Here is a 14,815-nt window from a genome sequence, read left to right as displayed (position 1 = left end):
GCAGCAAGGCCAGCATAAGACCGATTTGGACCGGCGAAGCTCAGGGCCCGCCGGTCTCTTCGTCTTATGGTGTGCGTGATCGAGAACAGGCGAGCAGTTCTTAGAAGTTCGACGTGTTGAACGTATCGCAGGCATCCATGCGCCCCGATTCGAATCCCGCCTTGAACCAGTGCACGCGTTGTGCAGCGGTGCCGTGCGTGAAGGCATCCGGGACAACGCGACCGGTCATCCTTTTCTGAATCATGTCGTCGCCGATCTGTGAGGCTGCGTTCAAGGCTTCCTCGATGTCGCCTGGCTGCAGCCGCTTTTTCATCTGATCGTTGAGGTTTGCCCAGACACCTGCCAGACAGTCGGCCTGAAGCTCGGTTCGCACCTGAATCTGATTGGCGGTCGCTTCGTCGTCGGCGCGTTGTTTCAGCTCCTGCACTTTATCGAGAATGCCAAGCTGCTTCTGGACGTGATGGCCGACTTCATGCGCGATGACGTAAGCCTGCGCGAAGTCGCCGCTGACATTGAATCTGCGCTTCAGCTCGTCGTAGAACGCGAGGTCGACATAGACCTTCTGATCGAGAGGACAGTAGAACGGTCCCATCGCAGCTTGGCCAGCTCCGCACGCCGTCCGCGTGATACCGGAATAGATGACCAGTGTCGGATCGGGGTAGTTCCTGCCAAAACTCTTGAAAACGGATGTCCAAACATCCTCGGTGTCGGCGAGAACGCGGCTGATGAACGCCTTCTCGTCGTCTTCGCCGGCGGCTTGCGTTTGAGGCGAACCTGGCAGTCCGGGAATGTTGTTGCGCGGCGCTCGTTGCTCCGGCCGCTCGGACTGCGGAAGTTGAGGCATGTTGATCTGCCCGCCCGTGCCGAACAGTACGTCGAGCGGGTTGATACCCATGAACATCATCAGCGCGCCGATAATCAGCAGAGTCGTGATGCTGAAGCCGCCGCTACCGCCGATTGGAATCCGCAATCCACCGCCGGGAAATCTGGGACCGCCGCCATCTTCCCCGCGGCGATCTTCAACGTTCGAACTTTCGCGGTCGTTCTGGTCGTAGCGCATGGCGGCCCTATCGTTGATGATCGCGTTCCGGGTTCAAGCAGCGCCCACCGAAATCAACGTGCGCTCCGCAACGCCAGCCGCGTCATACTGCACGGAGAAATAGCCAAGACAAGGACTTCCTTCACGCCTCCTGCGCATCCGTGCCACAGATCAATCCGAGCCCATTGAACGGGCGCGTTTTGCTTTTGTCGCGCTCGGTAACGCGAGAAGATCGGGTGTCGCCGCGAGCCCCTTCACCTGGACGCCCGACTTGAGCAAAGCCCTGACGCTGCGCGACGCGGCGACCGTGCCGTCTTGTGCGTAAGCTTCGTGATTGCGCTCGATTTCGGCGAGATCATAGCGGTAGTTGACCATCAGCCCGTGAGCCTCCCGGAGCCCTCTCTCGGACGTGTCGGCAAGCCAGTTGAGCCGTTCAAGCCGGGCGCCGTTGCCGAGATGGAAACGGGCGACCGGATCGACGGGCCGCTCATCCGCCGACCGGACCGCCAGGAAGTATTGTGCCGCGAGTGACAGCAGCACCGGTTTGAGCTCTTCACTCCCCGGCACGCCTTTGACGACGTCATCGACCCAGCGTGGATCTTCGAGGCGCGCCAGGACTGCACGCTCCTCCCGGTCGATGCCTGTGTCGCCTTCAATTGCGAGCACCCGGTCGAGCCAGCGTGCGAAACTCGGCGCCGGAGATAGCGTCACGAATGTCTTGAGACTCGGGCTGTCACGAACGAGGTCTTCGACCACCTGCTTCAGCAGAAAATTACCAAACGAGATGCCCTTGAGCCCTTCCTGGCAGTTCGAGATCGAGTAGAAGACGGCCGTGGTTGGCGGCATGTCGTCATCGTCGCGGTGGGCATCGAGAACGGCCGAGATCGTACCTGGAATTTCGCGTGTCAAAGCTACTTCGACGAAAATCAGCGGCTCATCGATGAGTGCTGGGTGAAAGAAGGCGAAGCAACGCCGATCCTTTGGATCGAGCCGCCGGCGCAAATCATCCCAGCCGCGGATCTCATGCACGGCCTCGTAAGCGATAATTTTCTCAAGAATTGCCGCCGGCGTTTGCCAGTCGATGCGCCTGAGAACCAGGAAACCACGATTGAACCATGACGTCAGCAACCGTTGCAGGTCGCGGTCGACGGCAGCCAGCGCATCGTCGGCCTTGAGATGGCGGACGAGATCCGCTCTGAGCGCCACGATCTCTCCAGTCGCTCCCGGCGCCAGATTGAGGCGCCTGAAGAATTCCATGCGCGGGCTGTAGGCTGCATTCTGCAGGCGCGCGAGGCTCTTGTCCGAAGGATGATCGAGATATGCGCGCGCCGCGTCGGCAACGTCGGCGGCGTCGGGCTGCAGTTCGTCGGCAAGGAAACGATAGAACTGCAAGCGCTCGTCGCTCGATGCCTTTTTGAGTTGTATCAAAAGCTGCCTCGCGATCGCGACGCCCGAAGCTTCTCCGCGGCCTGACATCAGCGCCCGCGCCAGAACTTCGATCGAGTCTCCGCCCGCCGCACCGAACAGCGCTTTTGGCAGCAGCGCCCGGCTCTGCTCCGCAATCGAATTCATCAGCTCTTGGAAAAACGAGACGTTCACACGTTCACCCATCGGCGCCAGGGACCTCGCGTTAACTTATGCTTAACCGTATCGGCCGAGCATCGTTCAGCATACTTGTATAGGGCATATGCGACATGAGCGATCGCCTTTCCAGCGGCAGACCGGCATCGAGGCTCGATGCCGCGAACAACGACACCGGACGCGTGGCGTTTTGCGGTCCCTACGTGCTTTCCGCGATCACCGGATACGGCATTTCCAAGATCGAGGACGTGATCCGCGAAGGGCGCGAGCTGCCGCCCCATCGCAAACCCGTCGTCAAGGGTACCTATGCTGACGAAGTTGAATCGGCGCTCGCTCATTTCGGCTATCGCATGGTGCTGAAGGAGACCCATCTTCACCGCGCCCGCAAGGAACGTCCGACGCTCTGGACCTGGATGCAGAAGCCGAGGAACGCCTGGGCTTATTACATTCTTGCGATCCACAAGGGCAAAGAAGGTCATTGGATCCTCGTGAAGGGAGTCAAGATGTGCGACACCTTCACCGAAGGTAAATGGACCTTCGTCGTCGATGGTCCGCACCGCGGTTGCCGGATCATGGAAGTCTTCGAGGTCAAGAAGGCGCACGACGCCTGACGAGGCTACGTTTCTCCTCACTGCTCACTCGCCTAGCATGAACGGGGTGTGAACCTGCGCGTCAGGGTTCGTTCAAGCACGATGCGTTAGCTCTGCTTCTTATGGGTGGCGAGACGCGCGAGGAGAGCGTGCCATGTCCGAATTCATTCGTTCCGGAGCCTTGATGCTGATGGCGGTGGTCGTGTTGGCGGCCGGCGTCGTCGTCATTTTTTACGGCTAATCCTGCGCATGGCTTAAGTCCGCGCGATCCGGCCTTGTCGGACGGGTGGAGTTGCGCCACTTAGAGGGAGCCTACCGGCCCCTTTTTTTGCGATAACGCGCGGCGCAATTTGACTGACCTCACCTACTCCGATCTCATCAGAGATGCTCAGACACGCCTCGGCAACTACCTGACACCCTGCGTCCGGCTCGGCGTCACGGGACTCTCGCGTGCGGGAAAGACCGTTTTCATCACGGCGCTCGTCCGCAATCTTGTATCGGGCGGCCGGCTGCCATTCTTTGCGGCCGACGCGGAACACAGGATCGTCCGAGCCTATCTTGAGCCGCAGCCGGACGACAGCGTTCCGCGCTTCAACTACGAGGCGCATCTCAACGATCTTCTTTCCGTACCGCCCGCGTGGCCCGAAAGCACCCGGCGCATCTCGGAGCTGCGCGTTACAATCGAATACCAATCGGCGTCCCTTCTGAAGCGTATGGTCGGCCTGTCGAAACTCCACGTCGATATTGTCGATTACCCCGGAGAGTGGTTGATCGACCTGCCGCTGCTCGATCAAGATTATCGAGGCTTTTCGACAGAAGCGCTGGCGCTCGCCGCCGCTCCGGAGCGTGCCGATACCGCAAAACCCTTTCTGTCATTTCTGGCTGGGACCGATCCTGCGGCCGTCGAGGATGAGCAGATCGCGATGACGGGCGCGAAGCTGTTTACCGATTATCTCCGCCGCGTGCGCGAGGGCGGCGCCCAGTCGACACTCGCGCCCGGACGCTTCCTCCTTCCCGGCGACCTCGAAGGCTCGCCGCTGCTGACGTTCTTTCCGATGCCGCTCGCATCCGACGAACGCCCGCCACGCGCTTCCCTCGCCGCAATGATGATGCGCCGCTTCGAGAGTTATAAATCGACCGTCGTCAAACCGTTCTTCAACGAGCATTTCGCCCGTCTCGACCGCCAGATCGTGCTTGTCGACGTCCTCGGCGCCTTGAACCGCGGCGCCGACGCCGTCGGCGACCTCGAACGCGCGATGACCGCGATCATGAAGGCCTTTCGCCCCGGCGCCAATTCCTGGCTTTCACTGATCATCGGACGCAAGATCGATCGTGTTCTTTTCGCCGCTACGAAGGCCGATCATTTGCCCGCTTCGAGCCACGATCGCCTGGAAGCAATCCTGAAACTCATCGTCGACGAGGCAATCTCGCGCGCCGAAACTGAGGGCGCTGGGGTCAGCGCGCTTGCCATGGCGGCATTGCGCGCCACACGCGAGACGACCGCGAAACACGGAAGCGAGATCCTGCCCTGCCTGCGCGGGATGCCGATCAACGGCGAAACGATCGGCGGGGTGACTTTCAACGGCAAAACGGAAGCCGCAATTTTTCCAGGCGACCTGCCGATCGACCCTGAAGCCGCGCTGAGCGCCGCGCGAAGCGTGAAAACGGCTTCTCTTGAGCTTGTTCGGTTTGCGCCACCAAAGCTTATCGATACGCTTCCCGATGGAAAGCCTGCCGCATTCCCGCATATCAGACTGGATCGTGCGCTCGATTTCCTCATTTCGGATTATCTCGCATGACCTTCGAGAACGATGTCCCGCCGCCGCGCAAACCGCGCGTCTTCAAACCCGACGACATCGTCGTCGAGACCGAAGGTAATGACGTTGCGAGAGGTATCGGTGCAGTCACCGCACGGCGAGCGGCGCGGGTGCAATCACGTCATTTGACAGTCACCGACATCAATCGCGGATTCCGCTTCGGCGGCATCCTTTTATCCGCGATGGCCGCGCTGGCATCGTTGGCCGCGGGGCTCTGGTTCGCCCGCTTCGTCTCGGTTGCGCTCGAACGCCAGGATTGGGTGGGCTGGCTGGCATTCGGGCTGATGTCGATCATTATCGTCGCTTTGATTGGCATCGTGCTCAGGGAATTGATCGGATTTCGACGGCTTGCCCGGCTTGCCAAACTTCGAGCGTTGGTCAAAACGGCGACCGCAAAACCCGATCGCGCAAGCGAACGCGCGGCGGTCAATGCTTTGCTTGCCCATTATCGCGGCCGGGCCGATCTGGCCTGGGGACTGGCTCGCGTAAGGGATCATCTAGGCGACGTTCTCGAGCCTAACGAGCTGCTTCGCCTTGCCGACCGCGAATTGCTGCACCCCATCGACGGCGAAGCCCGGCGCGTCATTCTGAAATCCGGCAAGCGTGTCGCAACAGTCTCGGCATTGTCGCCGATCATGTGGGTCGCGATGGGGTTTGTGCTTGTCGAGAACATCAGAATGTTCCGTTCGATTGCCGGGTTGTATGGCGGCCGGCCGGGCGTGCTCGGAGCCTTGCGTCTCGCCCGCCTCGTCGTCGCGCATGTGATCGCGACCGGCGGCATCGCAATGACGGACGATCTTCTCGGTCAGTTCGTAGGACAGGACGTTCTTCGTAGATTATCCCGCCGCCTTGGCGAGGGGGCCTTCAATGGAGCGTTGACGGCGCGCCTTGGAGTCGTTGCGGTCGAGGTGACGCGCCCCCTGCCTTACCTCGATGCCGAGCCTTTGCGGGTGCGCGAAATCTTCAGCGAGCTTGTGCGCTCGCTCAGAGGTTCGGAGAAAGCCGACAAAGCCTAGCACTGCCGTCGCGCGTCTAGGCTGCGGCCGCTTCGGGCTGCATGCTAAGACCGCCCGGCGTTGCAGCGCGGCGCGCCCAGTTGCTCGCCCGGTGCCCCGCATCGATTAGAACGGCCGGCGGCGAAAGGTCGACGTTCGTTGCCAGCGCCCAACGCTCGATCGCCCCGGCTTTGAGCGACGTTATCCAGCTGACCGGCCCGGCCAGCACAAGGCCGAGAATGACTGGCGCCATCCACGCCAGAAGCCCCGGCGATACCGTCCACGCGATGATGCCCGCGATCAAGCCGATCAGGGTATGCCAGCGCGAGAACCACATCGCATCGTCGAACGACAGCACGCCGTCATCTCGATTCTGCGGCTTCCAGCCGGAATCGAGCCCCGCTAGAATTTCCGCAGCGCCGACTGTTTGCGTCAGCATGAAGATCGGCGCGATCAGCATCGAGTAGATCGTCTCGATGAAGACGCCGATGGTCACACGCACGGCACCGAAAAAGTCATTCCGGGCGCGCGCTTCCTTCCAGGCGAGGATAAGCCCTAAAAACTTCGGCAGGAGCACGACGACCAGCGTCGCGAGAAAAAGCCGGAGCGCAGCGCCGGGATCGATAATCGGCCAGATTGGAAACAGTGTCTTGGCATCGCGGAAATAGCTCGGGATCATCTGCTGGCCTTGCAGCGCCAAGATCATGCCGACTACCAGCGACAACGCCCAGACTGCCGAGATGAGGTAGGAGGCCGCGCCCATGCCGAGATGCAGACGTCCCATTGGGGTCAGGCCGGGTTGCGATACGATTGCGAGGTGCTGAAGGTTTCCCTGCGCCCACCGTCGGTCGCGCGCCACGATATCAATGATGTTCGGCGGCATGCCTTCATAGGACCCTTCGAGCGAGGGCATCATGTGCACGCCATAGCCGGCGCGCTGCAGCAGGACCGCTTCGACGAAGTCGTGGCTCATGATGTGACCGCCGAACGGCTTGCGACCGGGGAGGTCGGGAAGCCCTGCAGCCGAGGCGAACGCCGCCGTGCGGATGATGGCGTTGTGGCCCCAGTAGTTGCCCTGGTCGCGATGCCAGAATGCTAAGCCGGCAGAAACCGCTGGTCCGTAGGTATTGCAGGCGAACTGTTGCAGCCGCTGCAGCAATGTCTCGCCACCTGCAATACGGGGAACGGTCTGAATGAGGCCGGCCTTCGGGTCGGCCTCCATCGCAAGTGCCAGCGAAACGAGCGTACGGCCGTCCATCACGCTGTCGCCGTCGAGAATGACGAAGGTGTCGTAGCCGGCGCCAAAACGACTGACCCAGTCGGCGATGTTGCCCGCTTTGCGGGCCGTATTCTGCAACCGCCGACGATAGTAGACGGGAAGGACGGACTTGATTTCCTGCGCAAGCGCCCGATAGACGTCGGCTTCACGGCCGCCATCGTCGTCTCCGCGCGTGTCGGAAAGAACGAAGACGTCGAAATTCCCGGAACGCCCAAGAGCCTCGAGTTCGCGCGCCATGGCTTCGATCGCGCCGGCGATCCTGGTCGGCTCCTCGTGATAAACGGGAAAGAGCAGCGCAATGCGCGACGTGAGCGGATCTGTCGGCGGCGGCGGATCGATCGTGTCGGGGCGCTCGCCCGCGAATAACGGCAGGAAGCCGAGAGCCGCGCTCAGGCTGCCGACGGCAATCCAGCCGAATGCAATCGTCGACAGGATGAGAAACAGGAACTGCACCGGCGTAATCACGACGAACGCCAGGATGCTGAAGAGTTCGTGAGCAAATGCTGCCGTCAGCGCCGCGGCACCCGCGAAGATCGCCGTGCGAGGCACCCAGTAGCCGCGCCGCCGCGGCTCGCCGACAAGAGCGACGCGCTCACCGAAGTCCTGCTCCGGCATATCGAGCGGTGCAGGTGACGGCAAATGCCACCAAGGTCCCGCGTCGCGTGCCACGGGTGGCTGCGCCGGGTTTCGGGGGATTTGGCCTTTGAAATTTTCGTTTACGGCTTCGTCCATCGATAAAGCCAAGTCTCCGAAACCGCCTGATCGCCAGCTTTCAAAACGCACCGCAACTCGACGAGTTCGGCGTCGCCGGGCGTCAGCTCGAACGTCACTCGAACACCGGAAATCTCAAGATTGCGTTGCACGACGACATTTGAAATCCGGCCGACACTCGCCGAAACGTCAGCCACGGGCAAATCCTTCGCATCTTTGACCGAAGGACCTGTCAAATCGATGACAAAAAGCACGTTCTCGGGTTTTTTGCCGCCACCGATACGCGTCTTAGCGACGCGCGCACCCGACCACGAGGCGGGAACGTCCCTGCCCCAGAAAAGCCTGTAGTTGAAAACGTGCGGCCCTCCGGGAGCTAACTCCTTCGACGGATGCCAATAGGCGACGACATTGTCGTGAATTTCGTTCTCGACCGGGATTTCGACCAGCTCGATAAATCCTTCGCCCCACTGTCCCTTGGGTTGCACCCAGACGCTCGGCCTCTGCTCATAATGAGCTTCGAGATCCTCGTAGCTGCGGAACGTACGGTCACGCTGCCACAATCCGAAGCCTCTCGGGTCATTGTCCATGAAGGCACTGACTTGCAGTGTTTTCGGATTATTCAGCGGACGCCATAAGCGCTCATCCCCGCCATTGACGATTGCCAGGCCTTCGCTGTCGTGAACTTCCGGGCGGAAATCCTTCGAACGACGCGGCGTCGCGTTTCCATAGAGAAACATGCTCGTCAAAGGCGCGATTCCGACATGGGGAAGCGTGGCGCGGGGATACAGCGTCACCGACACATCCATAACGGTCGTCTCTCCCGGTTCGATGACGAACCGGTACGCCCCGGTCGTCGACTGACTATCCAGCAACGCATAAATCGTGATCTGGGTTGCACCCGGCTTTGGTTTTTCAAGCCAGAATGTCCGAAAGAACGGGAATTCTTCGCCACCGGGGCGCGCCGTATTGAGAGCCAGCCCGCGCGCCGAGGCACCGTAGCCTTGCCCCCGGCCGACGGCGCGCAGATAGCTTGCGCCTTGAAATACGGCGTACTCGTCGAAATAGTCGGAGCGATTGATGGGTCCGTGTATGCGAAATCCGGAGAAGCCGTACGGCGCATCTTCGGGACCCGGGCCGATCAGAGGTCCGAAGGTAAAAAGTTTGCCATTGGCGACAAGGCGGGAGGCGGCCCCATTGTCGACGACCCACAGGTCGACGGGCATATCGTAAAGCCAGCCCATCGCGAAGGGTTGAATTTCGAAGTTGAGATGCTCGCCCCTCCAGATCGCCTTTTCCGGTCGAAATCGGATATCGCGATATTGGTCGTAGTTGAGTTTATTGAAGGGCGGCGGCAGGTCGAGGGTCGGCTTGGCGAACGGTTGGTCGGCGAGACGCTTCGCCTCGGCATTGACGTTCGTTGCATTGAACGGGGTTGGCTGCGACGGCGTCTCCCCTGCCGCTTCGGCAATGCCTGCGGTCGTGGCAAATTTCGCCGCCGCCAGCGCAAGGGTTCCCATTGCGGCCTGCCCAAGAACCGACCGCCGATCGAGTAATTTGCCTGTCATGTCCGATATTCTGCTGGCCTTAGCGGTAAGCGTTTTTCGGGTCAGGTGTACGCTCCCGCCAGGCGCGCACCAAATAGCAACCACGAATTTGCTAAACGACGATTGTGGCAGATTTTCCACGTCCGATCTTCGCGGGTGTGACTTTCCCGTCAACTCCAATATTCGATGCCGGCGGACGGTCTGGTATGATGGTCTGGTATAGAATCGATGCGATGCAGGACCGGTATTGTTGGAGCTTCAGTCAGGCCGATCGCTTTCATGCTGCGTTTCACTAACACTTCATGCTTGCGGCTTACGCAATGCGGCCGATGATGGTCGTGCTGACGCATGCCGCCGCGCTCGTCGTTATCCTCTTGGCATTCTTATAGAGACGCTTTATCCAAAGCTGCGCATCGCCCTTCCATCTCGGATGACGGCGTAGCGGCACGACTCTGCAGGCCGTCGACGACCACGTGATCGACGATATTGGAACGCCCGCATTTCGGGCTTGCAGCTAATCCGCAACATCTCGTCTGCCTGTGGCGGCTCCATCTGCTCGTGACTTTTGTGTCACAAAGCTAGGCGATTCCACAGACACTTTCGTCAAAGCTATTTCACCCACGAATCTAATCTGCTTTAAACATTGCCCTGAGCGGTGATTCGGGGGGCAACCCGTGGACCGCAGAAGACGGGTTTGAGGACGGGTTAACAAAATAACATCGCATAAGAAGAGTGCTGGGCTGAACAGTTCCGTTCCGTCCGTCATTCCTCAAGTCAAAGCAGACGGGAGTAGGTTCATGAGCAAGTATAGTCTGAGTGCCCTGGTGGCGGCAGGCCTGCTGGCAGGCGGGATGTCAGTCAGCAGCGCATCGGCAGCCGACCTCGGGGGGAACTGCTGCGCAGACCTCGAGGAACGCATCGCGGAACTCGAAGCTACGACGGCACGCAAGGGCAACCGCAAGGTCTCGCTGACGGTGTCCGGCTGGGTCGGCCAGCAGGTGACGTGGTGGGATGACGGCAGCGACTCGAACGTCTACGTGACGGATCTCGGCTCGACGCTCGCCAGCCACGTGAAGTTCACCGGCCAGGCGCAGATTCTGCCCGGCTGGACGGCCGGTTACGTGCTGCACTTGGAAGCCATCGGCTCCGACTCGTTAACGACGAGCCAAGACGTTGCCGACGGTCCGAACGCAGTCCTGCTCTCGGGCAGCACGGCAACCAATGGCGTCAGCACGTTGCAGTCGTTCTGGTTCATCAAGAGCGACCAGCTCGGCAAGGTGTCGGTCGGTAAGCAGTCGCAGGCGTCGGACAACACGGCCATCCTGGTCGACGGTTCGGGTTCGCTCGTGCCGGCCAACTGGGTGCCCTTCGACTTCTTCTCGTTCTTCGTGCGTCGGGATAACGGTGCTCTTACCAATCTCGCGTGGGCCGGCGCCGGTACCTGGGGTGACGTCAACGGCCTTCCGACGAACTCGGTCCGTTACGACTCTCCGACCTTCGGTGGCTTCTCGGTGTCGGCTTCGTGGGGTGAAGACGATTTCTGGGATGTCGCTGCTCGTTACGCGGGTGAATGGCACGACTTCAAGGTCGCAGTTGCTGCGGCGTATAGCCAGACGTCGGACAATCACAACACGAACGCCTTCTTCCCGGCGGGCAACACCCTTCAGCCAATCGATACCGGATACTTCCAGATCGGCGCCTACGCTGAGCATGTGCCGACCGGCTTGTTCGCCTACGGTGCCTATGGCCACCTGAACTACGGTGGCGATCACTGGGGCGACGCCCGGAGCAACGACACCTGGTACGGCAAGGCCGGTATCCGTCAGCGTTGGAACCCGCTCGGCCACACCGTTCTTTACGGCGAGTACGAGCACATCGAGAACCGTAACGGCACTGCGTTTACCGGACCGGTTACCGACACGGGCGGCGGTGTTACCTTTTACGACAGCTCGTCGGCACGGCTGTGGGGCGTCGGCGCGGTCCAGGAAATCGATGCCGCTGCCATGTCTCTGTGGCTGAAGTATCGCAACATCGACGCCAGCTTCAGTGGCGTCGAGACTAACAGCGAGACTGGCTTCGGAACGGACAACTTCCAGGAAGTCACCTTCGGTGCTCTGATCAACTTCTGATCTGGGCCTCGACAAATCGAAAAAAGTTAAGGCCGCCTTTCGAGGCGGCCTTTTCTTTTGCGTCTTGCACAGGTTGTTCTCATGTGATGCGTGGAAAACCCATTTCGTCAGTACACTTTCCACGCAATCGTCACAAATCCAAAGAAATCAACGGATTAGCATAGGATTGCGGCCCCTTCTCCCGGCTGCTCTTAGTTGCCCTCCCGCCACAACGCAGGATTCGTCGCGCCGAATTTGCAAACCGTAATTGTTGCAAAGGGGCGAATCACAGAGCTTCCCCCGCAAGCGGCGAAGTCACTTGGCAGGTGTACCGCCGTGGGCTGCGTAGTCGCGCAGTCGACATTACGGCGAAACGCCAAGTACCGCGTCCACCACTAGAAGTGATGAAGACGGGAGAAGGTAGAATGATGAAATATAGGCTAGGCGCTCTGGTCGCTGCAGGCGTCCTCGCTGGCGGGTTCGCCACGAGTGCCTCTGCTGCGGACCTGGGCGGCAATTGCTGCGCAGACCTCGAGGAACGCATCGCGGAACTCGAAGCTACGACGGCGCGCAAGGGCAACCGCAAGGTTTCGCTGACGGTGTCCGGCTGGGTCGGCCAGCAGGTCACCTGGTGGGATGACGGCAGCGAATCGAACGTCTATGTGACGGACCTCGGCTCGACGCTCGCCAGTCACGTGATGTTCACCGGCCAGGCGCAGATCATGCCCGGCTGGACGGCCGGTTACGTGCTGCACTTGGAAGCCATCGGCTCCGACTCGTTAACGACGAGCCAAGACGTTGCCGACGGTCCGAACGCAGTCCTGCTCTCGGGCAGCACGGCAACCAATGGCGTCAGCACGTTGCAGTCGTTCTGGTTCATCAAGAGCGACCAGCTCGGCAAGGTGTCGGTTGGTAAGCAGTCGCAGGCGTCGGACAACACGGCCATCCTGGTCGACGGTTCGGGTTCGCTCGTGCCGGCCAACTGGGTGCCCTTCGACTTCTTCTCGTTCTTCGTGCGTCGGGATAACGGTGCTCTTACCAATCTCGCGTGGGCCGGCGCCGGTGTCTGGGGTGACGTCAACGGCCTTCCGACGAACTCGGTCCGTTACGACTCGCCGACCTTCGGCGGCTTCTCGGTGTCGGCTTCGTGGGGTGAAGACGATTTCTGGGATGTCGCTGCTCGTTACGCGGGTGAATGGAACAGCGTGAAGGTTTCTATCGCTGCGGCGTATAGCCAGACGTCGGACAATCACAACACGAACGCCTTCTTCCCGGCGGGCAACACCCTTCAGCCAATCGATACCGGATACTTCCAGATCGGCGCCTACGCTGAGCATGTGCCGACCGGCTTGTTCGCCTACGGTGCCTATGGCCACCTGAACTACGGTGGCGATCACTGGGGCGACGCCCGGAGCAACGACACCTGGTACGGCAAGGCCGGTATCCGTCAGCGTTGGAACCCGCTCGGCCACACCGTTCTTTACGGCGAGTACGAGCACATCGAGAACCGTAACGGCACTGCGTTTACCGGACCGGTTACCGACACGGGCGGCGGTGTTACCTTTTACGACAGCTCGTCGGCACGGCTGTGGGGCGTCGGCGTGGTCCAGGAAATCGATGCTGCTGCAATGTCTCTGTGGCTGAAGTATCGCAACATCGACGCCAGCTTCAGTGGCGTCGAGACTAACAGCGAGACTGGCTTCGGAACGGACAACTTCAACGAAGTCACCGCCGGTGCTCTGATCAACTTCTAATCCGATCGGAAACCACGAATACGGAAGCCGCCCTTCACCGGGCGGCTTCTTTTTTGCGTGACGCTCGTCCGTTATCCCGCCGCGTTGCTCGATCCTTATGTTGCGCTACACTCCCCTCCATGTTCGAGACGTTTTTCACCGAGCTGCGCTCGGCCAAAATCCCTGTCACGCTCAAGGAATATCTGACGCTGCTCGAAGCCGTCGCGGCGGGCGCGGCCGGCACACGCGTCGAAGATTTCTACTATCTCTCGCGTGCCGCCCTGGTGAAGGACGAGCGCAACCTCGACCGCTTCGACCAGGTCTTCGGTCACGTCTTCAAGGGCCTCGAATTGACGAGCGAAGCGATCGAGGCCGAGATCCCCGAGGACTGGCTCCGTCGCATCAGCACGCTGCATCTTTTTTCCGACGAGGATAAGAAGCGTATCGCCGAGCTCGGCGGCTGGGACAAGATCATGGAGGAATTGAAGAAGCGCCTCGCCGAGCAGAAGGAACGCCATCAGGGCGGCAATAAATGGATCGGCACGGGCGGCACGTCACCCTTCGGCGCTTATGGCTATAACCCCGCCGGTATCCGCATCGGCCAGCATGAGAGCCGGCACAGGCGCGCGATCAAGGTCTGGGACAAGCGCGAGTTCAGGGATCTCGACGGCACCGCAGAAATCGGCACGCGCACGATCAAGGTCGCGCTGCGCCGCCTGCGCCAGTTTGCCCGCACCGGCGCCGCGTCCGAACTCGATCTCGACGGCACGATCCGCGGCACCGCCGAAAAAGGCTATCTCGACGTCCGCATGCGGGCCGAACGCCACAACGCGGTAAAGCTGCTGATGTTCTTCGATATCGGCGGATCGATGGACGATCACGTCAAGGAGGTCGAGGAGCTGTTCTCGGCGGCGCGCTCGGAATTCAAGCACCTTGAGTACTTCTACTTTCATAACTGCCTCTACGAGAGCGTCTGGAAGGACAACGCGCGGCGCTATACCGACAGGACAGCAACGTGGCAGGTGCTCAATACCTACCCCGCCGACTACAAGGTGATCTTCATCGGCGACGCATCGATGAGCCCTTACGAAATCACGGTCCCGGGCGGGTCCGTCGAACATATGAACGAAGAGTCGGGTGCGCTCTGGCTCAACCGCATCACCGACATCTACAAGCACGCGGTTTGGCTCAATCCGATCGATCAGCGCCATTGGAATTGGACTCCCTCGATCGACATGGTTCGGACGTTGCTCAGCGGCCGCATGTACCCCTTGACGCTCGAAGGCCTCGACGCCGCCATGCGCGAACTGATGCGTTGACGCATCATGCCGTTCGCAACGGGTGCTCACGTTGAGTTAATGCGGTGCAAAGCACTTAGGGAAATCGGCCGTGGAGGTTGACCGGGCCTTTGACCTGCG

The 14,815-nt window shown here is 60.6% G+C and carries 10 protein-coding genes; 6 read left to right on the top strand and 4 right to left on the bottom strand.

The window, feature by feature from the left end; genetic code table 11:
* Positions 1–100: 100 nt before the first annotated feature.
* Together ypfJ and HYPDE_RS07100 are read right to left on the bottom strand one after the other, a co-directional pair.
* Positions 101–1,060, bottom strand: coding sequence for a KPN_02809 family neutral zinc metallopeptidase (gene ypfJ, locus HYPDE_RS07105; protein ID WP_015597732.1), 960 nt, complete (start codon positions 1,058–1,060; stop codon positions 101–103).
* Between the two features lie 150 nt (positions 1,061–1,210).
* Positions 1,211–2,650: a malonyl-CoA decarboxylase gene (locus HYPDE_RS07100; protein ID WP_015597731.1), complete on the bottom strand. Its 1,440-nt coding sequence runs from the start codon at positions 2,648–2,650 to the stop codon at positions 1,211–1,213.
* A gap of 83 nt (positions 2,651–2,733) precedes the next feature.
* On the opposite strand from HYPDE_RS07100, the gene HYPDE_RS07095 reads away from it, so the two are divergent.
* The 3 genes from HYPDE_RS07095 (at position 2,734) to HYPDE_RS07085 (ending at position 6,043) form a co-directional block, all read left to right on the top strand.
* The gene (locus tag HYPDE_RS07095) at positions 2,734–3,231 is read left to right on the top strand and encodes a hypothetical protein (protein ID WP_015597730.1); all 498 of its coding nucleotides are present in this window, start codon (positions 2,734–2,736) and stop codon (positions 3,229–3,231) included.
* A gap of 329 nt (positions 3,232–3,560) precedes the next feature.
* Entirely contained in the window at positions 3,561–5,009 is a 1,449-nt protein-coding gene (locus HYPDE_RS07090; RefSeq protein WP_015597729.1) for a YcjX family protein, read from the top strand.
* On the top strand, positions 5,006–6,043 hold the full coding sequence (locus tag HYPDE_RS07085; RefSeq protein WP_015597728.1) for a YcjF family protein: 1,038 nt from the start codon (positions 5,006–5,008) through the stop codon (positions 6,041–6,043). Before HYPDE_RS07090 ends, HYPDE_RS07085 begins: the two co-directional genes overlap by 4 nt.
* Before the next feature lie 16 nt (positions 6,044–6,059).
* On the opposite strand, the gene mdoH is transcribed toward HYPDE_RS07085, so the two are convergent.
* Together mdoH and HYPDE_RS07075 are read right to left on the bottom strand one after the other, a co-directional pair.
* The gene (gene mdoH, locus HYPDE_RS07080) at positions 6,060–7,970 is read right to left on the bottom strand and encodes a glucans biosynthesis glucosyltransferase MdoH (RefSeq protein ID WP_244437797.1); all 1,911 of its coding nucleotides are present in this window, start codon (positions 7,968–7,970) and stop codon (positions 6,060–6,062) included.
* Between the two features lie 47 nt (positions 7,971–8,017).
* Positions 8,018–9,577, bottom strand: coding sequence for a glucan biosynthesis protein (locus HYPDE_RS07075; RefSeq protein WP_015597726.1), 1,560 nt, complete (start codon positions 9,575–9,577; stop codon positions 8,018–8,020).
* Between the two features lie 776 nt (positions 9,578–10,353).
* Between HYPDE_RS07075 and HYPDE_RS07070 the strand changes: the two genes are divergently transcribed.
* The 3 genes from HYPDE_RS07070 (at position 10,354) to HYPDE_RS07060 (ending at position 14,716) form a co-directional block, all read left to right on the top strand.
* Complete coding sequence (locus tag HYPDE_RS07070; RefSeq protein WP_041320126.1) at positions 10,354–11,685, top strand: porin; 1,332 nt, start codon at positions 10,354–10,356, stop codon at positions 11,683–11,685.
* Positions 11,686–12,089: 404 nt separating this feature from the next.
* The gene (locus tag HYPDE_RS07065) at positions 12,090–13,418 is read left to right on the top strand and encodes a porin (protein ID WP_041320977.1); all 1,329 of its coding nucleotides are present in this window, start codon (positions 12,090–12,092) and stop codon (positions 13,416–13,418) included.
* 119 nt (positions 13,419–13,537) lie between these two features.
* Positions 13,538–14,716, top strand: coding sequence for a vWA domain-containing protein (locus HYPDE_RS07060; RefSeq protein WP_015597723.1), 1,179 nt, complete (start codon positions 13,538–13,540; stop codon positions 14,714–14,716).
* Positions 14,717–14,815 lie beyond the last annotated feature (99 nt).

The sequence above is a fragment of the Hyphomicrobium denitrificans 1NES1 genome, from assembly GCF_000230975.2.
GTDB lineage: Bacteria > Pseudomonadota > Alphaproteobacteria > Rhizobiales > Hyphomicrobiaceae > Hyphomicrobium_B > Hyphomicrobium_B denitrificans_A.
The sequence above is the reverse complement of the archived record's forward strand: the minus strand, read 5'-3'. Positions and strand labels throughout refer to the sequence as shown.